Below are 24,431 nucleotides of genomic sequence, written 5' to 3'. Positions count from 1 at the left end.
GGATTCAGCTACGGCTCGCTTCAAAGATCACTGCCTCCGCCGGGTGGATGACCGGCGGCCGGATTCCCTGAGCGCCCAAGGCCGCACCCGGGAGGACCACGCCTTGGGGACGCCACCAGGTCAGAGGGCTTTGCCCGTTGCCGATCCGATCCAGGTCACAGCAGACATCCAAGGGCCTGACCCGGTAATCAGCACCGGGATCAAGGCCGGGTAGCGCCAGGGGCTGCGGAGGGTAATTGACCGAAGAGGTCAACTGGGTGAAGCGGTAGAGCGCCTGAGAGCCGTCAGCAGAGACCACCCCATCCAAGCGGACTGCCGGGTCCGGTGCGTCGCCGTGGACTACATGCCCGGTGTGCAGCATCCGCCGCCACTGCTTATACAGATCGATCCACCGCCCCAGCTCATCCAGCTGATCCTGGGGTACAGCGAGCAGGTTCCACTCCACGCCCATATGTCCGAAGAAAGCCATGGCCGCACGCAGACCGAGCGAGGTGGCGCGGCCTGTGGTATGAGACGGGGAATCACCCACATGCTCACCCATCATCTCCGGCGGCACCAGCAGGGATGTGTACCTCTGGATGTCGGCCCGCTCGACCGGATCAACGCAGTCCGAGACCCAGACCCTGTCGGCATATTGCAATACGCCCAAATCGATGCGGGCGCCCCCTGAAGCGCAGGACTCAATCTCCAAGCCGGGATGCCTGGTTTTCAGGTCACGCATGATTCCATAGACCGCCTCGGTCTGCGCATGCACGGCAGGACGTCCTGACCGGGGCGAGCAGGCCTCGGTCACATAACGATTATGGTCCCATTTGATGTAGTCGATGCCCATAAGCGCAATGAGCGAGTCCATGGCATCGAACACATGGGCATAGGCATCGGGATTGGTCAGATCCATGACCTGCTGGTTGCGGCCTTCGACAGGCAGCCGGGAAGACCCCGGGGACAGGGCCCAGTCAGGATGATCGCGGAAGACGTTTGAGTCCGGACTGATCATCTCGGGTTCGAACCAGAGGCCGAATTCCATTCCCAGCTGATGCACCCTAGCGGCCAGGGCTTCCAGGCTCTTAGGCCCCTCGGGCCATACCTGCCGATCGATGGACCAGTCCCCCAGCCCGGCCTCATCCGAACGCCTGCCCTGGAACCATCCGTCATCAACGACAAAGCGCTCCACGCCTATACGGGCCGCCTGCTCGGCCAGGGCAGCCAGCTTGTCATAGGACTGGTCGAAGTAGACCGCCTCCCAGGTGTTCAGGGTGACGGGCCTGGGACGTGAGGCCAACCCAGGATGCAGGGACCGGAGGAAAGCATGATACCTATTGGCAGCCTGGTCCAGCCCCTTGCCCCGGGAACCGTAGAGCCAGGGCGTGGAATACGCCGGCTGGTCGGAATGACCGCCAGCAGGAGGAAGCGCGATCTCCCCGGCCATCAGAATCTCACCGCCGCCCAACAAGGCGGGAGCCGGAGGAATCCGCTCGGCGCTGAGCAGACCATTGCCGCTCCAGCCCAAGTGGACCGCGTATACCTCATCATGCTCGAATCCGAACCCGGGTCGACCAGCACACATGAGCAGGGAGGAATCAAAATCCGGCCGACCCACCAGGCTTGGACGCTCCAGACGGCCTACGGTCAAGGGCTGGCGCTGCGGACTGCGCTCGCGCAGGTGGTGACCGGTGGTGGTCAGAATCTCGGTCGCCTCAGCCGGCAAAGGAAAAGCCAGCTCCAAGCCGTTGACGTCCAAATCTTTGACTGCATCCATGTTGAACAGGTCCGCACGCTGCCTGACCAGACCGGACGACAGCACCTGGCAACGCCAGGTCAGTGCCACGCCCTGATCCCGGTCGCAAGCCCGGACCGTCAAAGTCGGTGCAGTCAAGTCATCGGACAGGACCGGAGCTGTACCCAGATCGACTGATTCCACCTGGAAGCAGCAAAAGACCTCAACACCGCCACGACTGACACACAGTCGGCGCTGTCCGGTCCAAGCCTCGGACTGGGTCGGGAGGATGCTGGGCCAAGCCGTCAGGTCCAGGCCTCCCGAGATCCGCTGCGGGGCCAGGGCATCGTAGGTTCCCAGAAGGGCCTGCGGATCGGCCACCGGATCGCCCCAGTGAACAATCCTCGGCAGACCTTTCCCTGGGAAGAGGACAGCAAGGGACAGCCCGGACTGCTCCATGTAAACCAACCTGAGGGAAACCCCCCGATTTAATTTACTCTGATAGGACCCCATCCTTGAGCCGCCGCGATGATCCTCCATGACACCTCCGCCATAAGCCCGGCGATGCCGGTCGCCGACACTGATGAATCAGGCTCCATGCTAGGGACCCGCGGCTAACTTGTCTGGAAGGGCGTGTTTTTCTTACTTGGGAAAGTAATTCATGGAAATCCACTCAGCGGCCGTTCACATCACCCCTGGTCGGCCTGCTCCTCATGATGGACGCGGAAGGCCAGCTCGGCCAGATGGACGCCGTGGGTGAGGAACTCCTGGGTCCGGCAGACGTAGTCATGCTCGCGGCCCAGGCGCGCCAGGTAGCCGTTGATGTAATCCACCTCGGTCGGACGGCCCTTGGACATGTCCTGGTACATGGAGGGGTAGTGGAGCGGGTTGCCCACGCGGCTGACGTAATCCACCTCGTCCAGGGTCTCCTGACGTGTCTGAATCAGCTGCTTGCCGGCCCGCTCGCAGGCGTCATAAGCCTCGTCGATCAGCTGGCGGGACATATCCTTGGCGCCCGGGTAGGAGATGAACTGGCCCATGGTGATCTGATACATGGTGCAGATGGTGTTGACCACCGAGTTGAAGATGATCTTGGCCAGGCAGGTGCCCTCGAAGTTCTCGGTCAGGATGGGGTTGAGGTTGGCGGCCTTGAAGTCCTCGGCCATCCGGCGCTCCAGGTCGGTGGTCTCCTCGGTCATGGCGCACAGGTGCATGGAACCGGCCCCGGACTTACCGATGAAGTCCACGTCGCCGGGCCCGTTGAGGACAGTGCCGATCATGGCCGTGCCGCCGTAGATGCGCTCCTTGGGGAAGTACTTGAGCAGCTTGTCGAAGTGCCCCCAGCCGTTCATGGCCGAGAAGACCACCTGATGGTCGCGGAAGAGCGGTGCGCAACGCTCCAGGACAGCCTCCAGCTGCATCTGCTTGAGCATGACGATCCAGACGTCGGGGTCGCCCTTGTAGTCCTCGGGGGTGTAAATGTTGACGGGCACCAAATGCCGATTCTCATGATCGCGGGAGACGTAGACGCCCCCCTGGTCATGAACCTTGTCGATATTGGGCATCCAGGTATCCACGAAATCCACCTGCAGGCCGGCCTGCTCCTGAAGCAGCACGCCCAGACGATAGCCCATGGCTCCGGCACCGATGACCGTATAACGCATCGAAACACACCCTCTTTGTTCTCTTGATCAGACGACGCACCTCCGGGGACCGGCCCGGGGGATACCAAGCAGTATGCCGAGACGGCAGAAGGGAACCGAGGCAACGGTCGCATGGTGGACATAAGGGCTGGAATATGCCCGGATTCCTGCACCTTGGAGGACTTGGCCGCATACGCGGACATCCTGCCATCCCGATGAAGACGTCGACCTAGGCTGGAACCCATGCAGAAAGAGCAGAGCGGAGCCGGAAGGATGGACCGGCGGACCCTGGCCATCCTGGTCCTGGTGGGCGTGATCAGCGGATTCCTGTCGGGGATGTTCGGCATCGGCGGCGGATCGATCATCGTACCGGCCCTGGTGTGGACCGGGCTGCAGCAACGGCAGGCCTCGGCCACCTCACTGGCCTCCATGATTCCCATGTCGCTGGCCGGCGTGGCCTCCTACGCCCTGGGAGGGCATGTGGACTGGCTGGCGGCCCTGCTGCTGGCCGTGGGCACGGTCATTGGGGCGCAGATCGGCACCTGGCTGCTGGACCGGCTTCCTGAGGTGATACTCAGGTGGCTCTACGTGGGCTTCCTGATGGCAGTCATTGCCCAGCAGTTGCTGTCCACGCCCTCCAGGGAGAGCAGCATCCGGCTGAGTCCGGCGGTGGCCCTGATCATTCTGCTGGTCGGCGTCCTGATCGGAACCCTGTCAGGGTTGCTGGGCGTTGGGGGCGGAGCCATTGCAGTACCGGCCCTGGCCCTGCTGGGCGCCAGCGACCTGATCGCCAGGGGGACCTCCCTGCTGGCCATTCTGCCCAGTTCATTGTCGGGAACGTTCACCAACCTGCGCCACCACCTGGTTCACGCCGGTCAGGGGCTGCTTCTGGGAATCGTGGCCGCTCTGACCACGCCGGTGGGCACCTGGGCGGCCTCAGGGGTCAGCGCGCGAGTGGGCGCAAACCTGTTCGCCGCCTACCTCTGCCTGATCGTCCTGCGCTGCATCTGGGCGGCCCTCCAGGTCACCCCGGCCTTCCAGCGGTACAGGGCCAATCACAACCACCGCTGAAAAACGGGACTCAGTCCTGGCGGTGCCGGGCGAAGAAGCCGGCAAGGATCCCGGCGCATGCCTGTTCGCACACACCGCCCAGCACCTCGACCTTCGTTCCGGTGTGCGGGTCACGGGGCAGATCCCAGACCGACCCGCAGGCCCCCATCTTGGGGTCCCAGGCGCCGAAGACCACCCTGCTGAAGTGGCAGGCCATCAGGGCTCCTGCACACATGGGGCAGGGCTCCAGGGTGACGACCATGGTGCACCCTGCCAAATCCCAGCCCGCGTCGGATTCCCCGATGGCCTCCATCTCGGCGTGGGCCAGGGGACGGCCCAGGGCCTGCCGCTGGTTGAAGCCCCGGCCGATGACCCGGTCCGAGGCATCCAAGACCAGGGCGCCCACGGGCACATCCCCCCGGTCTCCGGCTATGCCGGCCAGCCGCAGGGCCTCCTCCATGGGCGCCTTCCACCGTTCTTGCACGGGTTCAGTCTGACAGTCCAGCCCGACAGATCGGTTCAGTTGATCATGCCCGCGATGCGCCGGCGCACATGGTGCAGATGGCCCTTGGGCCGCCCCGACGTGTCGATGCCACGCTTGGCCAGGAAGGCACGAACCATCTTGTCGCCCTCGCTGAAGATCAGAACCGTCAGCCCAATCACCAGGCAGATAAGCCACTGGCTTGCGCTCAAGGGGGCCATGCCCAGTACGCCTGCAACCGGAGCCAGATACATGGCCCCCGCATGGATGCCCAAGGCCACGAACGAGGCCACCAGAAGGAAGGTGTTGTCCAAGGGATTGAGTTGGAAGATCAACCTGTTCTCGGACCTGGCCGACATGGCGACGAAGAAGTTGAAGAGGACCAGCAGGGTCAGGGCGATGGTCCGGGCGTGGGCCAGATCCATTCCCGCGTTGATGTTGAGGCGGAAGAGGACCAGGATGCAGGTGGCCATCCAGAGCCCGCAGACGGCCAGTCGCTCCCAGAGCACCCGCGAGAGCAGGCCCTCTCCAGACGAACGTGGGGGCGACTCCAGTTCATCCCCGTTGCCTGGTTCGAATCCCAGGGCAATATCCTGGACACCGTTGGTCACGAAGTTGATCCAGAGCATCTGCAGGGGCAGGAAGAGCAGGGGCTCCTCGGAGATCACATTGACCCCGACGGCGATCATGGCGGCTGCAGCCGTGGACAGGAGGAAGTAGGCGGATCCGCGGATGGCCTTGAAGATGACCCTCCCCTGGCGCACGGCCTGGGTGATGGTGACGAAGTTGTCGTCGGTCAGGACCACATCGCTTGCCTCGCGGGCCACGTCGGTGCCGGAACGACCCATGGCGATGCCCACCGAGGCGGCCTTCAGGGCCGGGGCGTCATTGACGCCGTCGCCGGTCACAGCCACCACATGGCCCTCATCCTGCAGGGCCTCCACAATGCGCAGCTTGTCCTGGGGGGAGACGCGGGCGGCGATGGAGGTCTCGCGCAGACGGGCCCGGAGGACCTCGTCGCTCATCTCCATCATCTCGCTGCCGGTCAGCGCCTGGTCGGTATTCTCAAGGCCCAGTCGGCGGCCTATGGCGGCTGCGGTCACCGGGTGGTCGCCGGTGATCATGACCACACGGATGCCGGCCCCGGCGCAGTCGGCGATGGCCTCGCGCACGCCGGGACGAGGCGGGTCGAGCATGCCCTCGAGCCCCAGGAAGGTCAGGTCGTCGGGCCGACGGCGGGAGGCGGGATCCTGGTCGGAGGAAAGGACCCTGCTGGCCACGCCTATGACACGTAGCCCCTGGGAACCCATGGCCTCGTAGGACTTGTGGACGGCCTGGGTGTCCAGGGGAACAACCTGGCCATCCGGGTCCAGCATGGTTCGGCTCATGGCCATGACCGCGTCAGGGGCGCCCTTGACATATTGGGTCAGGGTGCCGTCCGGGCTGCGGCGGATGGTCATGGAGTGGAGCAGCTCCGGCTCGTAGGGGGTCTCCATGACGATAGGAGCGTCCAGGTCTTCGGTAGTTACGGCCCCGGTCTGGTCGGCCAGACGGGCCATGGCCATATCGACCGCGTCGCCGCTGTATTCGATGCCGCCTTGTTCATTCGGCTGCCGGTGGGCCTCATTGGTCAGAGCCCCGGCCCGGGCGAGGGCGGCCAGACCGCGCATCCGGTCGTCACCGGATACAGCCGCTGCACCCAGGTCCACACCCTCGACGGGGACCGGCTGGCCGCCACCCAGGGTGAACTGTTCCACGGTCATGCGGTTCTGGGTCAGCGTGCCGGTCTTGTCCGAGCCGATGACGGTGATGGAGCCCAGGGTTTCAACGGCCGGCAGCGAACGGACGATGGCATGGTATTCGGCCATCCTCGAGACACCCAAGGCCATGGCCACGGTGAGCACGATGGGCAGGGCCTCGGGCATGGAGGCCACCACCAGGGAGACTGCGGACAGGAAGGCCCCGGTGGCGTCGCCATTGAGGATGGCTCCGCCGATGAAGACGAAGATGGCCACCAGGATGACGGCGACGGCGATGCCCACCTCGGTACGGTGGATGATCCGCTGCAGGGGCGTGCGGCCCTTGGCCACTTGGACCAGATCGTTGATTTCGCCCAGCTCGGTGTCGGAACCGGTGGCCACCACCAGCCCCCGTCCACGGCCACTGGTGACCATGGTGCCTGAGAAGGCCATGCAGTGCCTGTCGCCCAGGGCTGCATCGCGGTCCACGGGGTCCGTATTCTTCTTGGCATCCTCGCTCTCGCCCGTCAGCATGGCCTCGTCAATGCGCAGTTGGAGGGCTTCGATCAGCCTCAGGTCGGCGGGGATGCGGTCGCCGCTCTCCAGGAGGACCAGATCGCCCGGAACCAGCTGGTCGGCGTCAATCTGCTCCATCCGGCCCTGGCGCACCACCCGTGTGGTGGGGGTGGACAGGGTGGTCAGGGCCTCCACGGCCTTGTCGGCCTTGGACTCCTGCACATAGCCGATGATGGCATTGAGGAAAAGGACCAGGAATATGGCCGCAGCGTCCACATAGTGCTGCAGAAAAATGGTGATGATGCCGCAGACCATCAGGACGGCGATCAGGGGGCCGGCGAACTGCTCCAGGAAGAGCTTCCAACGGGGTTTGGCCTGGGCCTCGGCCAGGCTGTTGGGCCCGAAGATCTCCAGTCGGCGTGCGCTCTCCTGCGTATCCAAACCCTGGTCCCCGGTGTGCAGGGTGTCCAGCACAGCCGAGGTCTCCAGGCTATGCCAGTCGGTGTCGTCGAAACGCATGTCAGCCCCTGCTGCCGCAGCGTTCTGATTCTTAATGTTTGTAGACGTCATGGATGATGTCATCGGTCAACCTGGCCTTTCCAAACCGGATCGGTCATTTGTCCCCGCATGCGACCCTCTGCAGTCGTTCTTGCAATCTTCCTTCTGGACCGGGGGATGTCCAAAAGCATCGGGGAAACAATAGCGTGCACGCAAGTCCCCAGGGTCAAGAGATGGGGCTCCATGGTCAGCCACCGCAAGCAATGCTCGCTGGGAGGTTCGGAGCCTTCCCGGTCTTCAAGAGTATACCGATTAAGCCGGCCTTTCATGCGTTTACGAGGGGTCCACGGGCCGGATTTTCACAAATTTTCGCCCATCGCGAGCGCAGTCTGTCCACCATTTTGGCTTGAGGTGTCAACTTAGCGCACATTGTCCATCAATGCTGTTCCTGGATATCCCCATTCCGTATAATGGACGGTGCGACGTCGATCCTCATGCGACCCTGCACTCGGAGATTCCTTCATTGGTCGAACGAACCCTGCTAGTCGGGCCTGCGGCAGCCCGCCCGGGATTGCGTGGCGGAAAGGAAGCCCGTGGAAACATTCATCCTCATTCTGTGCATACTTGCTGCCGTCCTCGTCTCTTCCTTCATCTCCAGGTTCATTCCCCGGATCTCCACCCCCCTGGTCCAGATCGTCCTGGGCGCAGTCATGGCCCTGTTGCCCGTTTTCCCACGGATGCGGCTGGACCCTGAGCTGTTCATGGTCCTGTTCATCGCGCCCCTGCTCTATTACGAGGCCCACACCATCAACAAGGTGGAGCTGCTCAAGGGACTGCGATCCTCTCTTTCCCTGGCCATCGGACTGGCCGCCCTGACCATGATCATGGTGGGGGTTATCCTGCATGCCGCCTGGCCCATGTTCCCACTGGCCGCGGCCATGGCCCTGGGCGCCGCCCTGGGGCCCACCGATGCCGTGGCCGTCTCCTCACTAGGGGAGAGCGCCGACCTCACGCCAGACGAACATTCAATCCTTGCCGGCGAATCGCTCTTCAACGACGCCACCGGTGTCATCGGCTTCCAGTTCGCCATCCTGGCTACCGTGACCGGCTCCTTCTCCCTGCCCAAGGCCCTGGGCGAGTTCCTCCTCGAGTTCGTGGGTGGCATCGGCTTCGGCCTGATCATGGGCTTTGTGGTCAACTGGCTCTTTGAGTCGGCCCGCCGCCTGGGCTGGGAAACCACCACTACCCGGATCCTGCTGGAGCTCTTCCTGCCCTTCCTGATTTACATGGTCGGACAGGACATCCTGCATGTGTCCGGAGTCCTGGCCGTGGTCTCCACCGGACTGCTGATCCGCTTCGACCACACCGGAGTGGGACCCAATACCTCCAAGGCCAACATCGTCTCGTCCAGCGTCTGGAAGGTGCTCTCCTTCAGCCTCAACGGTGCGGTCTTCGTCCTTCTGGGCATGCTGCTGCCGGCGGCCATGGGCACCAGCTGGCGAGACCGGCGGGTCAGCAACTGGATGCTGGTAGCCACCATCACCGTGGTCTGCCTGACCGTGATCGTGCTGCGCTTCCTCTGGACAGCCAGCGTCCTGATCTTCACCAAGGACCACGAAACCGGCAGCAGGCCACGGATCACATCCAAGCTCCTGAGATCGGCAGCCGTCATGACCTTCGGCGGCCCCAAGGGGACCATCACCCTTTCCCTGGCCCTGACCATCCCCTATATGACCGATGACGGTTCTGCCTTCCCCATGCGCAGCGAGCTGATCTTCGTGGCCGCCGGGGTCATCATCGTCACCCTAGTGCTTGCCAACTTCGCCCTGCCCCTGCTGGCTCCCTCACAGAGCAGCGAGGTGCCGGCCCAACAGGTCGAAAAATCCATCAAGGTGCTCAGGGGCACAGTCCGGGAACTCTCCAGCAGGATCACTGACGAGAACCGGCTGGCCATCCAGCAGGTGATCAAGCAGTACAACCACCGCATCGCCAAGCTCAAGTCCGAGATCGGCCAGTACTCCCCCAAGGACTTCCAGGACCTGCAGGTGCAGACCATGGAGTGGGAGCAGGACTACATGGAGGAGCGGCTCAGCCGGATCGAAGAGGCCCAGGATCAGCTGGAGGAGCGGCTCAGGAACGAGGACGCGGGCATAGAACAGGCACCTGCATCAACGCAGTCTGCCACCGGGGACGAGACCGAGGCCGAGACCAGCACCGAGGCCGAGACCGTAGCCGACAGGGATGCCGACGCCCAGCTGATCGACCGGCGCGGAGACGACCAGGACGAATTGCTGAATCTGCGCAGCCAGGAACAGGCCGCCCGCAGGATCCTGTCCACCATATCCGGATCCCTCTTTCACCTGGACAGGGGCGGTGAGCTCCGCTGGAGGGCCTACACGGCTCGCAGACGACTCAGGGGCCTGCTGCACAGCCAGTTCCACCGACTGAAGCACCTGGCCCAGCCGATCGACAAGGACCGGGTCTACGTGGCAGGACGCCATCTGCAGGCGGAGATGAACCACTTCCTGATCGAAAAGCTCTACTCCGAGCTGGGCAAGGGCCGCTTCAAGACCGAGGACCTGCTGAACACCATCATCAACCACCAGATGATTGAATCCTCGGCGGAGGGAAAGACCGAATACGCGGGGATACCTGCCGTCAGGGATCAGGTGGAGGAGGCCAAGCGCGAGGGCTACGCCATCGAGCTGAGCCAGATCCAGGACATGGTCGAATCCGGGGAGATCTCACGCACGACGGCCAGGAAGATGCGGCGCAACGTCTACGTCATGCAGGTCGACGCCGACTCGGCCCTCTGAGCCGATCTACATAAGGCCCGAGGTCACGTCGATCTCGCCCAGCCACTGACGAAGGTCGTTCATCTCGCGCATGTCCACGGCATGGTCCAGGTGATCGTACTCGGTGGTGTGCAGCCATACGTGCTCATCCAGCCAGGCGGCCAGGGCGCGGAATTCGTACTTGGGCACCGTGGTGTCATCCGAACCGAAGCCCAGAAAGACCGGCTTGTTCAAGCCAGCCAGGCGTTCATCCGCCGGAGCGGTGCCGGGCACCAGGCCCGGGGCCAGGAACCCGGACAGGCATATGGAGGCCCGGTAGCGCTCTGGGTTGATCCGAAGCAGATGAACAGCCAGCATGGCCCCCTGGGAGAAGCCCATGGCCACTACGGGTCGGTCCTCGGGGATGTTGGCTGAAACCCAGGCGTCCACAGCCTGGGCCGCTGCATAGCCATCCCGATCCAGGTCCTCCTGCTCGGGACGCATATCGTGAAACCAGGTGTAGCCTGGGCCGAACATGCCGCGCTCGCTGCCTGGCACCACCATGGGCGCCCGCAGGGATGCGTAGTCGTTGTAGGGGGCCACATAGCGCATCAGGTCAGCCATGTCCTCCTCATTGGAACCCCAGCCGTGCATGAGTACAAAAATGGGCCGCGAGGGGTTGGCTGTGCCCTGCTTGCGGGACCAACGGACCTGCTCAACCTTGAGCTCCTGCCCAAAACGTCCGGGCACCACTGTGGAGGGCCGACCCACCAATCCGCCGTCATCCTTTTGTGCTTGATCCATATCTGCCACGATAGTCGACCGGACCGGTCATTCAATGCTGACCCATGAGCGGCTCGGCCTGGCCACCCCACTGGCTCTGCAGTCCGGTCACCTGGGCCTTGCTACCCACCACCATCCAACGCTTGCCGGTCAGCAGCCATAGATCCTGGGGCTGCAACCCGCCTCCGTAGCGGGAGAGCAGGTCGGGCACGCTGGCGCGGATAGGCCCCTTGGCCAGGGATGCCGCGGAATCGTTATCGAAAACCACGTAGGCCATGGTCGTATCCGTGCAATACCGGGCTTGGGAGATGCCTACATACCCGCCCGGGCTGATGTCATGCCAACCCGAAGCGCACTGGCCAGCAGCCTTGTCGATACCGCCGGTCATGGCCTGGGGCGAGCTGGTGGGCGCTTCGTCACGCGCAGGAGCCTTGATGATGCCCTTGGGGGAAGAGTTGGCAATGAGCAGGCCTGCCAGGGTCAAGAGCATTCCGCAAATCAAAAGAATAATGCCCGCCGAACCTACCGATGGCCGGTTCGGGCCCGGTCCTGAATGACGGGCTATGATGACCAAAATTATGGTCAAGAGGGCAAAGGCCACGGAGACACCCACCCAGGCGGAGATGCCCACCTGACCTATGACCCCCAGTCTGGAGGGGGCTATGGCATGGGCCAGCAAGGCCGCGCCCGCCAGGGCCGAGACCAGCCCCGTGACCGCCGCAAACCGACTCCAGATGTTGGCATGGGCTATCTGAATGGGACGCTCATCAATATCCGGGCGAGGAGGGTAGGAGGCTGGCAGACCCTCGTCATACCCGCTGTCCGCCAGCCGCTGATCCAGCTGGTTGAAACCATCGGCCATCGACCTCGCCACCTTTCACGGTTGGTTTCAGTCTATGGGGGCGGACACATACAGACCAGCGACGGCGACCAATGCTTCACCATCCCAACATCCTGCCGGGATGATAGATGGGCATATTGGAAGCACATCGTTGCTTATCACCGCGACATTCGGCACGTGCACAGGCCCGATTACGGTGAAAGGTCACAGAGCCCAGTCGGAGTTCAGCCCTTGATGTCTCGAGGATCCTTCTTGCCTATGGTGCGCTTGTCGCGGATTTTGTTGCCGCCCTTGTTATGGATGTTGACCTCGCCGCCGCCGGACCGGTCCGCAAAGACCTTGGCCTGCTTGGTGGCCTCCGCCTTGGTGGCGAAGGTGCGGGAGACGCGTGAGGCCCCGGCCCGCTTGACTGTCCACAGATCGCGATCCCCGTCATATTGCACGTGATAATCAGCCATGATGGCCGTCCTTTCCATACTTCCCTGTACCCCCTCATCTTCCACTGCCCGACCTGAGGCACCGTGCTTCGACACTCCAGAACTTCCAGGAATATTGTTCATCAATGATGGCGCTAAGAGAGGCTTTCCGCACTGTTGCCGGGCTTGCAACTTTTAGGTCAGGTATCGAAGATTCGATTATGGGCAAGAGAATAAAAATGACCAGAGCAAATTACTATGGGGTGATTTAAGTGGAACGAAACTACGGATGTTGAGTTACCTACTTGGATACAGGATCTGGGTTGGATGCATATTCAGGCAAGGTGGACACATCTCCATTAACCTTGAGATTCTAGAGGTTTGAGCAGAGTCCTGTTTGCAACCATAGGCGCGATTGGTTCGCCGATGCGGAAAGCAGCGTGCCCAGAAGCCACCAAGTGTTGGTAATAGCTTCGAGGAAGCGCTCCATCAGCTGGTCAGCAGGCGTCACGTCGGCATAGTCGCGGATTGAGTTGACAGGCACCACATCCTTAATCTCATGCCAACAAGCCAAGCTGCGATATAACTTCCTCACATTGGATGTGGCGAGCAAAAGCCCACGCATACGCCTCAATCAGACGTGGAAACACAAACAAGGCCACGCCATGATTCGTGCCGTCTTTTGCTATAGTCGCCCACCTTGCAGATCGCACGGTTAAACCTTTCACAGATGAGAAACTCTTCAGTGAAAACTGGTGGTCAAGCGGAACAGGATTAACGGGGAATGTGAGGAAGCGTCTGCAAGCGGCTCTTCCTACCTACAGATGCTGTAGCCTTGCGGCTATGGCATGCAGGGGACGGAAATCGGATAAAACAGGCGAGGATACGGAGAAGACCGACCTTCGCCGCACGATCCACGTACCCGCTCATGCCGACCTTGTCCTATGGCTTCTAGGCCTGGCTCTGTTGCTGCCAATGAGCTGGGGCTGGTATAGCAAAATTCCTATTCAGTTCTTTATGGCATTCCCGTATGCCGTTGATTTTGCCTCGGACACTTGGGTGAACAGGATAATTGCGACCACCATTGTGGGGCTTGTCTGCTGGCTGATAAGCGGCATTGTCCATATAGTTGCCTTGTATAAAGGGAAGTCGCGAAAAGCCCGGAAATGGTGGAACGTCGTCGCAAAAATCCTGCTTGTTTTAGTGACGTTAATCGTCTTGCTGCATAGTCTGGCTGGGGTACTGTTCCTCTCGATAGACGTCAGCGATATTCCCCTGTGAGTAAACGCTGATGCTGACGCTCGCTCACCAACTATAGGCCGACCAGTTTCATTTAACGATATGGATGCGCAAAGAACGCGGCATATGCTCAGTTGGGGTATCTGCTTTATCCTCGTTAAGCTGCTAGTCAGTACCAGATGCGCACAAGAGTTTATCCTCGCCAAAGCCGATATCTTCCCAAACCCAGATGTCAGTGCCATTAGCGATTTTCTGAGAAGGGGGCGGGCGACGGGAATCGGACCCGTGACGCTGGATTAGCGCTCAGTATCACCCTTGAACGCCACCGACATGGCCAACAGCCCCACGTCAGCCATCTCCTCCAGCAACCTAGTATGCTTCGCCAGCATCTCCCCATCCACCCCGTACCCCTTCCGTATTGGGCGCGTGTTAAGGCCATTGTCGAAGCCGGGGCAAACGGCAAATGCCATTGCATTGCGTATACAATTTATTCCATTACGAGCAGTTAGGCAGAGCTGTTCGGCCTTTCTGAATTTCTTAGAACCAGTGGATTCCTCTTGTAGGTATAATCTTTGAGTGGCACAAATCTGATAGTAAGGGGGCCTATCGCATGAGTGATTTGCTTTTATACCGTCTTTATAAGGTCGAGGCTAAAAAATGTAATGATCGTAAAGTCATGCTTACAGGTCAACTTGCCGGACAGAGCATGGAAGATTTCATATATACGCAGATGATTGAGTTGATGACACCGGTAATGAGAAGAGCATCTGCCTTTATTAAGCCGGAAGACTTGCAGCCGATAACTGACGAGGAGAATTTAAAAGGGACTCCTTGTTTTTGCGTAAAAGATTGCCGGAAAATCGGTAATGTACTTGTCGCCAGCATCACTTTTGGTCATTATGGCGACAAGGACTGGTTATACGACAGATTCGGCGAGCCAGAAAATATAAGTGAGAAAGCCGCGTCGAGTCTATATGAAGTACGTATGGCTTTCCCTGAGCCCAAACAAAATGAGCCCGATAAAAATGTTTGCTACATGGCTTGCACGGTGAATGGTAGATCTGCACAAGGTGAAAATCTTTTGCAATATATCTCGTACAAATATCACCTTTCAATATCGCAAGTTTCGAAAGACAATCCTTCTGAAACAGTAGCAACCGGGGAATGGTATAGATTTTCTGCCACTCCAGTTATTGATCGGAATAGGTTCGATAGCGTGATGGCATCTGCCAAGCCTCAGAAAATCGAGCTTGAAATGCATTCGGTGTCTGGTTTCGGATCACGAGAAAGTCAGAAGTTAACGCTTACCGTGTCTAGTGTTAGTGCAGCATGGCGAATAAGAGTTAATAAAGTGCTTAAAAAGTGGATTAAAGCTGTGCAAAAAAAATCGAGTCTCAGTCGGCTGCAAGGCGCTCAGGATGTGGCTGCGCTGATGCCTAAGGACGGCTTGCAATTGCCTAAGAAAATGATAAATAACGGTGGAATTACTTACGAGGAAAATGGCAAAATCAAGACGGTGACTGCAGAAACCGTAGATCAGCTGTTCATTTATCCCATGTCAGATGGGTCGACTATAGAAGACTTATGGAAGGATGCCGGGAATAACCTGAGGTTGATTGCTGCTGCTGACGATGGCAAATATGATCTTCCTGCCTTGAATGTCGATTGTAATCTTTCTATGACACAGGTCTAGCGCTAATAAGTTTAATTAAATAGTTCCGGTGAGGAAGGAGTTCCATGGAAATTCCAATGGCTCCAATGTCGATATACCGCGGACAGTGGAAATCACTGCGTTTGTATACTCCCGATCCTAAAGAAGATTCAGTCGATCCCGAAGAGAATATACTTGCCCATAAAGGTACGAGACGTTCCATTTTGGGGATTTTTATTGTCTATATAGTGCCGCTGTCGGCAGGAATAGCTGCGTACGTGTTAAGACTCCAGCTTAATTTTGGTGATACGTTGATTGCCGTGATGGGCATCTTGGCAGGTGCATTGATCGCTACGTTCAGTCAGCTTGCAAACTGGAGACAGATCTTTAAAGCGGATAAGGGATTGGGAACTTCAGCTGAGAGGTGGTTGCTTGATTCTTCTATAGCACACATTCTTGCGGGGGCATATAGCGCTGTTCTTGTTTCAATAATAACTTTGATAGCCATGGCCGTTCAATTGCCAGCGTTACCATGCCTATCGCCATGGATTCATCGAGTTGGAAGCGTTGTGATCGTGCTTTTAAGCGCACATGTGGCTGTAAGCATTTTGATGGCATTGCCAAATTTGTATTCAGCATATGTACAAATCAACGATGTCATCCCATTGCTCAACGGACGAGATAAAACTTGTTAACATGAGCACAAAACTGATTGCGCACTAATCGAACAAATAAAAATTGGACCGTGCCCGACTCGGCAGGTCCCAGGAACACAATAAGAACCCCGCAGTATTTTCATCCTTGCCCAGCCACGCCACAGCCACAATCCTTGCACATGAGCCAGGCATCCCTGCCTCATCACTTTTTACCAGGAACCGCAATGTCAAGCAGACGCAGTTGATGGGACACTTCACACGGGCATGTCCGACCCCCAAAGACCGGCAATTGGTTAGAGCTAAGTTCAGAGCCAGAGCGAACGGCAGATGCCAAACCAAGCAGCATACAAAAGGCTGCAACGAAATAGGAACGGGCTGCGATCACATCATCCCCGGCGACAACAACAGCTTGACAGTCTGTAATGGCTGTCGAACGCTGGCCACAAAACAAAGGCAACGAGAGAGACCACAGCGCGCAATTCATGGTATCGTCCAACAAGGCTTCATCATGTCAAAACAAATCCGGGATTGATTCCTCCCGGTGTGGGTAGCGCATCCCGGGACGAGGTGGCATCACCTTCGAATAGCACCTCCAATTATGCGTGCGTCTGCTGCTCGTGTCCCGACCGGGTTACATCTTTTCCCCAAGTCTCCTAGCGTTCGCCGTTCTGCGGACCGCAGGGGCGGCCGGGGGAATGCGCCTGGGTCTGCATTTCGTGACATGAACCTTGTTTTTACCGTTGTCACGTAATGGATTCATGCCTGATATTGCTGGTATTTCTTGTTTCCCGGATCTTGACAAGATATGATTAAAAAAAGGTACGATGCTAGTTCCGCGGCAGACCCTACTGTCGAACATGTGGACCGGGGACGCCTGTGCAGGCTCTACCTCCGACGCCTGCCGTCAGCGGGCCCACCTAGCGAGCTGGACGATGCAGATGCCCCCGGACATGGCGATAGCCGATCAGCGGCTGCGCCGGCAGCTAGTCCACAGGGACGAGATTGTCAGTAAGCGCACGTTCTGCTTCGGCTGAGCCCAGGCCTCCAGCACCGATTCGGTCACATATAGACTGACCTGCCCGCGGCGGAGCAGTCCACGGCCAGGGATGGCCTGAGCTCCACCCTGAGAGGAGGGTCGCTGCATCGACATGGACCACTTCCACAACTCCCGGGGATACCTGGCCGACTGGGCCAAGATGCTGCTTGCGCCCGAGGCTGTCAGGACCTGAATCGAAATCAGCCCCTCCGACCAGAGGCTACACAATCTGGGGCCAGTGCGCCGAACGCAAGGATGTCAAGGCCTGGGGCCTGATGGACGCGGACGCCTACTCGAAGGGCCGGTACATGACCTGCACAGGCCACGCCTGGCGGAACAGCCCAGCCAAGCTCGCGGACCTCACATTTTGTTTAATGTGGTCAACATTATAAATAGATAGAGCTAACCGAACCCAAGCACGGCAAACTATACAAAAGCCATTTTTGATTGCTTTTTACCTTCTATAGGTTGAAGCGGGATTGTCAAGATCTATTAAAGATGTAACAAGACTCAGCAATTGAGGTCTTCAATAATAAGTGGATTTATATGTTCCATCCCTTCAAGTAAAGATGGGCCGTCCATATAATGTTCATAATAATGAGTATTAATACTTTTGCAACCTTTACTTAAAGGTTCCTTTAAGCCATTGTATTCAGCAATAATATTTAAATGCTGCTGTGTGGTAAACCTATCTTGTTCAGAAAAAGCCGGCTCGGATGCGCTTAGCGAAAACTCTTGATGCTCAATCTTTTTAGTGTGCGAGACCAAGCACAATTTGACTCATCAGACTTTTCAAGAGTTCCGATACAGACTCGTTTTTGAGTAAATACAGTTACTTGCAATTTATTTCGTAAACGCTCCTCTATTTTACAATAAGGGTCAACGTTCTGTTCAACTACGGTCTCCAAAATTTCGTCCGTTCCAATTGCATAGACCAGGGATTCCTCCAGTCTAAGCAACTCCTCGCGAACTCCATTTATCCACACCCTATTAGTTCGGACCATACATAACTCTGATTTAAAAGTCGAGTAAGGGCATTTTCTCTACTTACCCATTCTTGGAGATTATTCTTGCAATTCATTTAATCTCACGTTCCCGAATGTTGCCACTTTGTTGCCATTCTCTTACAATCTAAGCTGGTTAATAGGTATCTTCACTGATATCACAGCAATCGCAACAGAGAGCGGGCGACGGGAATCGGACCCGCCTCTGAAGCTTGGGAAGCTTCCATTCTACCAATGAACTACGCCCGCAAATCCGGCCACCGGGGTCAAACCTCGGCCAACCGCATGCGAGTCACCATGGTAGCAGGTCTCGGCGATGTGCGCGAATCACCAACTCCGGGCACGGTTGCGAGACTGCCCTTAAATCCACTTTCAGACGGTGCCGTCAGGCTCGATCAGGTCAGCCACCACCGTGGAACAGGCCCCAAGCAAGGCTGCATCCTCACCCAGGGCCGAGCGGTCGACCACTAATGGGCGCCGAAAATCAGTGGCCAGGGCATCGTTCATGGTCTTCTCCATGGCACTCAGGAAAATGCGATTGACCACCCTGGAGTCGCCCAGGACAGCTACGCGAGGAATGTCCATAAGGCCGGCGGGCATGGTCAGAACACGACCCAGCAGTTCGCCAGCACGGCGCAAAATGCCGGCCAGATTGTCGGGATCCCGATCCATTGCAGCAGTCAGCTTGGGAACGCTGATCAGTGATTCCAGGCAGCCGCGCTTGCCGCAGCGACACTGCGGGCCTGTGGGGTCAACGACCACATGGCCGATTTCTCCAGCCGCACGGTTACAACCAGTCACCAGCTCGCCAGAGACCAGCAATCCTGCCCCAACTCCGTCGCCCAGATGGACCAGCAGCAGGTCGGACTGGCCCGAGCCAAACTGCCGTTCGGCCAAAACCTCATTGTTGGCATCGTTGTTGACCGTCACCTCCAGGCCTGTCTTCTCATGCAGGTAGCCGCGCAGGTCGGTCTGAACCCAGCCCAGGTTGGTGGCATCATCCACCACGCCTTCGGCACTGACGATGCCGGGACTGGATACGCCGATGCCCATGATGGGGTGGGTTGCCCGCTGCATCAATGAATCAGTCAACTCCCCCACCAAGTCCAGGGGGACCTTGCCGTCAGCGGTCAGAGGGATCTCCTCACGCGCCACCACCTGTCCGGTCAGGTTGAGCACCGCCCCCCTGAAAACGTAGGGCGTGGAAAGATCCAGGGCCAGGATGCTTCGCCCGTCGGGATTGATGCGCAGCAGCCTTCCCCGCTTGCCCGGCCCGGTGGATTTGCTATAACCCACCTCCATGAGCAGATGCTCGCCCAGCAGCTCGGCCACGATGTCCGATATGGCGACCCTGGTCAGCCCTGATGCGCGGGCCAGGTCAGCCCTGGTCATACTGACATCGGGGTAGAGCAGTCTGAGCAGGATGGCTCGGTTATGGTGCCGCACAGACTTGGGCAGCGCCTTGGACAGGTTGCCGGTATTGCTGATCATGATTCACCTGTAGATAGATAATGCGGGGACGGGGACCCGCCATGGGGATTGGGCCTTGAACCCCGTGATCACGCCCATCCATGCTTGCACCTTATATTGTAAACTTCCTTGCCTGGGCAGGTCCATACCTCGCCATTGCGGCACTGAAGCTGCGGGTTTTCAGGACTGCGCACTAGCATCGTGAGCAAGACCACGGGGACAGCCAATAAAAAGTTCAGTTTCCTAACAATTAAGTGTTAGGCTGTTAACAGATACCAGAAACAGCTGCATCCCCCCGCTGAGCAAAGGAGCAATCGCCATGACCACGACACCGAACCATTCGGGAGTCTCACCGTCCGCCATAAATCCCCGATACCTGCTAGGCAATGAAGCCAACCGCATCTTCATGGCCTCGCAGACCTACGGTTTCCTGGACTTCGGGCGGGGGTTCCCCACCGAGCAGGGCGGCGCCGGCTGGCTCAATGACGACGGCACCATCGACCCCGAGCAGGGAATCCAGACCTGGATCACCTGCCGGATGACCCACGTCTACGCCATCGGCAGCCTCCTGGGCTACCCGGGGGCATTACAGCTGGTCCATCGTGGCGTCCAGGCCCTTCAAGGCAACCTGCACGACGACGACCACGGTGGATGGTACCCCTCGGTCTCCTGGCAGGGCCAGCCCGAGAGCGGCAAGACCTGCTACACCCACGCCTTCGTGGTCCTGGCCGCATCCTCGGCCATGCTGGCGGGTGACCCCGACGGACAGGATCTGCTGGACCAGGCTCTTGAGATCTTCAACCGCTACTTCTGGGATGACGACAAGGGCCTGGCCGTGGACACCTGGGACAGTGGCTTCACCCGGCTTGACCCCTACCGGGGGCTCAACGCCAACATGCACAGCACCGAGGCCTTCCTGGCCGTGGCCGATGCCACCGGCAAGGAGGACTACCGCGAGCGCGCCGGACGCATCATCGACCAGGTCATCAGCTGGGCTGAGAACAACCAGTGGCGCATCCCCGAGCATTTCAACAGCGACTGGCGGGCCGACTTGGACTACAACCAGAATAACAAGGCCGACCAGTTCAAGCCTTACGGGGCAACGCCGGGCCACGGGATTGAATGGGCCAGACTGATCACCCAGTACGCATTAAGCAGGTTCGATCAGGATGCCGACCGTCGCCGCTACATCGAGGCAGCCGAGCACCTGTTCGCCAGGGCTGTGGAGGATGGCTGGGCCGCCGACGGAGCCGAAGGCCTGGTCTACACCACGGACTGGCAGGGCCGCCCTGTGGTCCACGACCGCATGCACTGGACCCTGGCCGAGGCCCTGAACACCTCGTCCACCCTCTATGCAGCCACCGGCAAGGCCACCTACGCCGACTGGTACGCCACCTTCTGCAGCTACATAGACCACTATCTGATCGACCACCAGGGCGGGTCCTGGTGGCATCAGCTGGATGCCGACAACCATGTCATCGGCACGGTATGGCCCGGCAAGTCCGACCTCTACCACGCCTTCCAATCCACCCTGATCCCCTACAACGACCCGGCGGTCTCCATCGCTACAGCCATCAAGCAGGCCTGCGGACAGGGATGGGCGGACCAGGACCAGGCCCGCTGAAATCCATGGCAGCATCGACCCCGCATCCCAAGGCGGATACAGATAGCGCCCAGGACCGTTCAATCAGCCTGGGAATAGACATCGGCGGCACCAAGATCGAGGGCGTGGCCATGGACGGCGGCAAACACCTGCTGGCCTGCCATCGAATCCCTACGCGCGAGGGCAACCAGGCGGTTCATGACGACACGGTGACACTTATCTGGCACCTGCTGGAGCGAGTGGGCCCGAACCAGGGTCCGGCCACCGTAGGTCTGGGCATCCCGGGGCGAGTGGATGCCAACCGGGGAATAGTGGATGACGCAGTCAACCTGGGCATCCGCCACATGGCTCTGGGCCCTGCCGTTGCCAAGACGACCGGCCTGCCCGTCCGTGTCGAGAACGATGTCAACATCGCTGCCCTGGGGGCCGCCTCGCAGGATGGCGACACCCTGGTGGCCCCTGGGACCACACCCCGCTCCGTGGCCGCACGGAACCAGGCCCGACGCCCTGCATCGGAGCCTGGGCGTGACGGTCCCAGGGCCCTGCCCGACCAGGACGACCATGTTGTGGTCTTCATCAATCTGGGTACCGGTCTGGCGGCGGGCATCATCCGCGGGGGCCGAATCGAACACGGAGCCAGCGGGGCGATAGGCGAAATCGGCCACATTCCGGTGGACGCCCACCAGTTCCCCTGCAAGTGCGGCCAGTGTGGCTGTCTGGAGACCGTGGCCTCAGGTTCGGCAGTGGAAGCCCTTTGGCCGGGAATCGCCCACCCCCTGCCTGACCTGATTGCCCAGGCAAGCCGAGGGAACCAGCACGCCCAGGAAGTCCAGGACATTATCGGCCATGGCATCGCCCTGGCCGTGCAGATTGTGGCCCTGACCATCGATCCGACAGTCATCATCCTGGGCGGCGGCATGAGCAAAACCGGTCAGCCCCTGCTGGATCTGGTCACCGAGCATCTGAATAGGAGCGCGGCCTGCAGCCATTTTATTGCCTCACTGAGTCTGCCCGACCGGCTGCGTCTGGCCCCGGCCGACCTGCCCATCGCAGCCATCGGCGCCGCCCTGGCAGGACGCATGGCCGCCGACAGTCGCCCATCCGAGCTTATTGGAAAGGAAATCGCATCATGACCGAAATCATCATCGTCAAGTCGCAGGAGGAAGCCGGCCAAATCTATGCCCGCTGCACGGCCGACCTGATCCGGCGCAAGCCCGACTGCGTGCTGGGTCTGGCCACGGGGTCCAGCCCTTTGGCGGCATACCAGGCACTTGCTGATCTGGTCCACAAGGAGGGGATCGACGTTTCACAGGTGCGCGGCTTCGCCTTGGACGAGTATGCGGGGCTGGATCCGGCCCACCCCCAGTCCTACCGTTCCACCATCGACCGGACAGTGGTCGAGCCTCTGGGCCTGGATCCCGCCAAAGTGAGGGTGCCCAATGGAAACCTGGACACCATCAAGGACGCTGGCCGCGCATACGATCAGGCAATCGAGGATGTGGGCGGGGTCGACCTGCAGATCCTGGGCATCGGCACCGACGGGCACATCGGCTTCAACGAGCCCGGATCCTCCCTGGCCTCGGGCACCCGCATCAAGACCCTGACCGAACAGACCCGCATCGATAATGCCCGCTTCTTCGACAATGACATGGACCAGGTGCCCACCCACTGCATCACCCAGGGAATCGGAACCATCCTCAAGGCACGCCAGCTGGTCCTTCTGGCTTTCGGAGCTGGTAAGGCTGAAGCCGTGGCCGAGAGTGTGGAGGGTGGTATATCGTCCTTCTGCCCAGCCTCCGCCCTCCAGATGCACCCCCACGCCACAGTGATCGTGGACGAGGCCGCCGCCTCCCGGCTGCGCAACCGCGACTACTACAAGTGGGCATATGCCAACAAGCCTGACTGGCAGTCCATCTAGAAGGCAGACCAAACATGTCCAAGGAAGCATACGAGTCGGCGGGGCTCGCGGTCGAATCATCCCTGAATGGACCGGCCCATCCCCTTGTCCTGACCGGCGCAAGGCTGATAGACGCCCGAGGCATCAGGGAAGATGGCTGGATTCTGGCCTTGGAGGGCAGGATTGAACAGGTCGGGCAAGGCCGGGAGAGCCTGGAATCCGCCCTCAGGGCCGCTGGCCTGCCCAGCCTGCCCCCCTCCTTCCAGCCTGGATCCGATAACCATGACGTGACTGCAAACGGCGTAGAGTTCATCGACGCTACGGGCTTCATCCTCACCCCCGGGTTCATCGACATCCACTCCCACGGCGGCTGGGTCCACTCCTTCGATGACGGCGACGAGGCCATTCGCACGGCCAGGGCCTGCCATATGGTCCATGGAACCACTAGGCAGGTGCTCAGCCTGATCACCAACCCGGTCGACACGATGTGCACCAATCTGCGCTCGGTCAGGCGTGTCATGGACTCCAGACCCGATGTGCTGGGCGCCCACTTGGAAGGGCCCTTCATCGCACTCTCCCGTAAGGGCGCGCACGATCCCAAGTGCCTGCGCGATCCTGAACCAGCGGTTCTCGACCGCCTCCTGGAAGCTGCCGACGGTTGCATACGTCAGGTGACGTTGGCCCCCGAGCGCGACCATGGCTACGAGGCCATATCCCGCCTGGCCGAGTCCGGTGTGGTGCCTGCGGTTGGCCATTGCGATGCCGACTATGACCAGACCCGCCGCGCATTCGATGCCGGCGCCCGTATGCTCACTCATGTTTTCAACGCCATGAACGGCATCCACCACCGTCAGCCAGGGCCCATTCCGGCCGCTGTGGAGGACCGCCGGGTTACGGCCGAACTGATCAACGACGGTTTCCATGTGCAGGACCCCTGCGTCGACCTGGCTTTCAGGCTCTTCCCCCATCGGATAGCCCTGGTCACCGATGCCATGGAGGCTACCGGCTGTGAGGACGGTGCCTACAAGCTGGGCTCCCTGGACGTAACAGTGAAGGGCGGCCACGCCCGCCTGACCTCCAACGGGGCCATCGCTGGCTCAACCCTGACCCTGGATGTGGCAGTCGGCAGAGCTGTTCAGTCCATCGGCCTGCCAGCCCCCCAGGCCGTGGAAGCCGCCACGCTGACACCTGCCCGGGCCCTGGGATTGGACCGCCCCAACCCGATCATTGGTGCCCCGCTGGGCCTGCTGGCACCCGGCTATGCTGCCGACCTCCTCCTCCTGAACCCGGCTGACTGGTCCGTCAAAACCGTGGTTTGCAATGGTCACAGAATTCAGATCTAAAAGACGGATAACCAAGGGCTTCTAGTTACTTGCTTCCTCTCTAACGAGCTGGCTTCTCCGCCAATGAGGGCACT

At 59.8% G+C, this 24,431-nt stretch carries 19 protein-coding genes and 1 tRNA gene; 10 read left to right on the top strand and 10 right to left on the bottom strand.

Annotated features, from left to right (window positions below):
* Positions 1-4 precede the first annotated feature (4 nt).
* Together H3V04_RS08615 and H3V04_RS08610 are read right to left on the bottom strand one after the other, a co-directional pair.
* Positions 5-2,230, bottom strand: a complete 2,226-nt coding sequence (locus tag H3V04_RS08615) for an alpha-galactosidase (protein WP_198188168.1) — start codon at positions 2,228-2,230, stop codon at positions 5-7.
* A 176-nt stretch (positions 2,231-2,406) separates the two neighbouring features.
* Positions 2,407-3,381, bottom strand: coding sequence for a ketopantoate reductase family protein (locus tag H3V04_RS08610; protein ID WP_045934865.1), 975 nt, complete (start codon positions 3,379-3,381; stop codon positions 2,407-2,409).
* 222 nt (positions 3,382-3,603) lie between these two features.
* On the opposite strand from H3V04_RS08610, the gene H3V04_RS08605 reads away from it, so the two are divergent.
* Positions 3,604-4,431 (top strand): sulfite exporter TauE/SafE family protein, encoded by an 828-nt coding sequence (locus H3V04_RS08605; protein ID WP_198184240.1) that lies wholly within the window; start codon positions 3,604-3,606, stop codon positions 4,429-4,431.
* A gap of 10 nt (positions 4,432-4,441) precedes the next feature.
* Here H3V04_RS08605 and H3V04_RS08600 read toward each other — a convergent pair whose 3' ends face one another.
* Both H3V04_RS08600 and H3V04_RS08595 read right to left on the bottom strand, forming a co-directional pair.
* Positions 4,442-4,870: a nucleoside deaminase gene (locus H3V04_RS08600; protein WP_198188164.1), complete on the bottom strand. Its 429-nt coding sequence runs from the start codon at positions 4,868-4,870 to the stop codon at positions 4,442-4,444.
* A 59-nt stretch (positions 4,871-4,929) separates the two neighbouring features.
* On the bottom strand, positions 4,930-7,665 hold the full coding sequence (locus tag H3V04_RS08595) for an HAD-IC family P-type ATPase (protein WP_232342660.1): 2,736 nt from the start codon (positions 7,663-7,665) through the stop codon (positions 4,930-4,932).
* Between the two features lie 572 nt (positions 7,666-8,237).
* Between H3V04_RS08595 and H3V04_RS08590 the strand changes: the two genes are divergently transcribed.
* On the top strand, positions 8,238-10,460 hold the full coding sequence (locus tag H3V04_RS08590; protein ID WP_198188144.1) for a sodium:proton antiporter: 2,223 nt from the start codon (positions 8,238-8,240) through the stop codon (positions 10,458-10,460).
* A 6-nt stretch (positions 10,461-10,466) separates the two neighbouring features.
* On the opposite strand, the gene H3V04_RS08585 is transcribed toward H3V04_RS08590, so the two are convergent.
* The 3 genes from H3V04_RS08585 to H3V04_RS08575 form a co-directional block, all read right to left on the bottom strand.
* Complete coding sequence (locus H3V04_RS08585) at positions 10,467-11,222, bottom strand: alpha/beta hydrolase (RefSeq protein ID WP_198188142.1); 756 nt, start codon at positions 11,220-11,222, stop codon at positions 10,467-10,469.
* A gap of 31 nt (positions 11,223-11,253) precedes the next feature.
* The gene (locus tag H3V04_RS08580) at positions 11,254-12,063 is read right to left on the bottom strand and encodes a hypothetical protein (protein WP_045934859.1); all 810 of its coding nucleotides are present in this window, start codon (positions 12,061-12,063) and stop codon (positions 11,254-11,256) included.
* 203 nt (positions 12,064-12,266) lie between these two features.
* Positions 12,267-12,500, bottom strand: a complete 234-nt coding sequence (locus tag H3V04_RS08575; protein ID WP_045934889.1) for a DUF2188 domain-containing protein — start codon at positions 12,498-12,500, stop codon at positions 12,267-12,269.
* 801 nt (positions 12,501-13,301) lie between these two features.
* Here H3V04_RS08575 and H3V04_RS08570 point away from each other — a divergent pair.
* The gene (locus H3V04_RS08570) at positions 13,302-13,739 is read left to right on the top strand and encodes a hypothetical protein (protein ID WP_198188140.1); all 438 of its coding nucleotides are present in this window, start codon (positions 13,302-13,304) and stop codon (positions 13,737-13,739) included.
* A 254-nt stretch (positions 13,740-13,993) separates the two neighbouring features.
* Here the strand turns inward: H3V04_RS08570 and H3V04_RS08565 are convergent, their stop codons facing one another.
* Positions 13,994-14,167: a hypothetical protein gene (locus H3V04_RS08565; RefSeq protein WP_198188138.1), complete on the bottom strand. Its 174-nt coding sequence runs from the start codon at positions 14,165-14,167 to the stop codon at positions 13,994-13,996.
* Positions 14,168-14,307: 140 nt separating this feature from the next.
* On the opposite strand from H3V04_RS08565, the gene H3V04_RS08560 reads away from it, so the two are divergent.
* From H3V04_RS08560 to H3V04_RS08550, 3 genes are all read left to right on the top strand, one after another.
* Positions 14,308-15,390: a hypothetical protein gene (locus H3V04_RS08560; RefSeq protein WP_198188136.1), complete on the top strand. Its 1,083-nt coding sequence runs from the start codon at positions 14,308-14,310 to the stop codon at positions 15,388-15,390.
* A 44-nt stretch (positions 15,391-15,434) separates the two neighbouring features.
* Positions 15,435-16,043, top strand: coding sequence for a hypothetical protein (locus tag H3V04_RS08555; protein ID WP_198188132.1), 609 nt, complete (start codon positions 15,435-15,437; stop codon positions 16,041-16,043).
* Between the two features lie 818 nt (positions 16,044-16,861).
* The gene (locus tag H3V04_RS08550; protein ID WP_198188131.1) at positions 16,862-17,038 is read left to right on the top strand and encodes a hypothetical protein; all 177 of its coding nucleotides are present in this window, start codon (positions 16,862-16,864) and stop codon (positions 17,036-17,038) included.
* A 1,184-nt stretch (positions 17,039-18,222) separates the two neighbouring features.
* On the opposite strand, the gene H3V04_RS08545 is transcribed toward H3V04_RS08550, so the two are convergent.
* Positions 18,223-18,293 (bottom strand) — tRNA-Gly (locus tag H3V04_RS08545).
* Between the two features lie 123 nt (positions 18,294-18,416).
* The gene (locus H3V04_RS08540; RefSeq protein WP_198188130.1) at positions 18,417-19,535 is read right to left on the bottom strand and encodes an ROK family transcriptional regulator; all 1,119 of its coding nucleotides are present in this window, start codon (positions 19,533-19,535) and stop codon (positions 18,417-18,419) included.
* Between the two features lie 298 nt (positions 19,536-19,833).
* On the opposite strand from H3V04_RS08540, the gene H3V04_RS08535 reads away from it, so the two are divergent.
* Genes H3V04_RS08535 through nagA form a run of 4 tightly spaced genes read left to right on the top strand, consistent with a single transcriptional unit; the run spans position 19,834 to position 24,357 of the window.
* The gene (locus H3V04_RS08535; protein WP_198188129.1) at positions 19,834-21,138 is read left to right on the top strand and encodes an AGE family epimerase/isomerase; all 1,305 of its coding nucleotides are present in this window, start codon (positions 19,834-19,836) and stop codon (positions 21,136-21,138) included.
* Positions 21,139-21,143: 5 nt separating this feature from the next.
* A complete protein-coding gene (locus H3V04_RS08530) occupies positions 21,144-22,250 on the top strand; it encodes an ROK family protein (RefSeq protein WP_198188128.1) in 1,107 nt (368 codons plus the stop codon).
* Positions 22,247-23,035 (top strand): glucosamine-6-phosphate deaminase, encoded by a 789-nt coding sequence (gene nagB, locus H3V04_RS08525; RefSeq protein ID WP_198184248.1) that lies wholly within the window; start codon positions 22,247-22,249, stop codon positions 23,033-23,035. The genes H3V04_RS08530 and nagB overlap by 4 nt, the downstream gene beginning before the upstream one ends.
* A 14-nt stretch (positions 23,036-23,049) precedes the next feature.
* On the top strand, positions 23,050-24,357 hold the full coding sequence (nagA, locus tag H3V04_RS08520; protein WP_198188127.1) for an N-acetylglucosamine-6-phosphate deacetylase: 1,308 nt from the start codon (positions 23,050-23,052) through the stop codon (positions 24,355-24,357).
* Positions 24,358-24,431 lie beyond the last annotated feature (74 nt).

The organism is Bifidobacterium sp. M0353, from assembly GCF_016100645.1.
Lineage (GTDB): Bacteria > Actinomycetota > Actinomycetes > Actinomycetales > Bifidobacteriaceae > Bombiscardovia > Bombiscardovia choladohabitans.
This window is presented reverse-complemented; position numbering and strand designations above follow the sequence as displayed.

Coding starts and splice junctions, on each gene's coding strand:
- H3V04_RS08615 (WP_198188168.1), bottom strand. CDS start 2,230: ATGGGGTCCTATCAGAGTAAATTAAATCGGGGGGTTTCCCTCAGGTTG.
- H3V04_RS08610 (WP_045934865.1), bottom strand. CDS start 3,381: ATGCGTTATACGGTCATCGGTGCCGGAGCCATGGGCTATCGTCTGGGC.
- H3V04_RS08605 (WP_198184240.1), top strand. CDS start 3,604: ATGCAGAAAGAGCAGAGCGGAGCCGGAAGGATGGACCGGCGGACCCTG.
- H3V04_RS08600 (WP_198188164.1), bottom strand. CDS start 4,870: ATGGAGGAGGCCCTGCGGCTGGCCGGCATAGCCGGAGACCGGGGGGAT.
- H3V04_RS08595 (WP_232342660.1), bottom strand. CDS start 7,665: ATGCGTTTCGACGACACCGACTGGCATAGCCTGGAGACCTCGGCTGTG.
- H3V04_RS08585 (WP_198188142.1), bottom strand. CDS start 11,222: ATGGATCAAGCACAAAAGGATGACGGCGGATTGGTGGGTCGGCCCTCC.
- H3V04_RS08580 (WP_045934859.1), bottom strand. CDS start 12,063: ATGGCCGATGGTTTCAACCAGCTGGATCAGCGGCTGGCGGACAGCGGG.
- H3V04_RS08575 (WP_045934889.1), bottom strand. CDS start 12,500: ATGGCTGATTATCACGTGCAATATGACGGGGATCGCGATCTGTGGACA.
- H3V04_RS08570 (WP_198188140.1), top strand. CDS start 13,302: ATGGCATGCAGGGGACGGAAATCGGATAAAACAGGCGAGGATACGGAG.
- H3V04_RS08565 (WP_198188138.1), bottom strand. CDS start 14,167: ATGGCATTTGCCGTTTGCCCCGGCTTCGACAATGGCCTTAACACGCGC.
- H3V04_RS08560 (WP_198188136.1), top strand. CDS start 14,308: ATGAGTGATTTGCTTTTATACCGTCTTTATAAGGTCGAGGCTAAAAAA.
- H3V04_RS08555 (WP_198188132.1), top strand. CDS start 15,435: ATGGAAATTCCAATGGCTCCAATGTCGATATACCGCGGACAGTGGAAA.
- H3V04_RS08550 (WP_198188131.1), top strand. CDS start 16,862: ATGTGGACCGGGGACGCCTGTGCAGGCTCTACCTCCGACGCCTGCCGT.
- H3V04_RS08540 (WP_198188130.1), bottom strand. CDS start 19,535: ATGATCAGCAATACCGGCAACCTGTCCAAGGCGCTGCCCAAGTCTGTG.
- H3V04_RS08535 (WP_198188129.1), top strand. CDS start 19,834: ATGACCACGACACCGAACCATTCGGGAGTCTCACCGTCCGCCATAAAT.
- H3V04_RS08530 (WP_198188128.1), top strand. CDS start 21,144: ATGGCAGCATCGACCCCGCATCCCAAGGCGGATACAGATAGCGCCCAG.
- nagB (WP_198184248.1), top strand. CDS start 22,247: ATGACCGAAATCATCATCGTCAAGTCGCAGGAGGAAGCCGGCCAAATC.
- nagA (WP_198188127.1), top strand. CDS start 23,050: ATGTCCAAGGAAGCATACGAGTCGGCGGGGCTCGCGGTCGAATCATCC.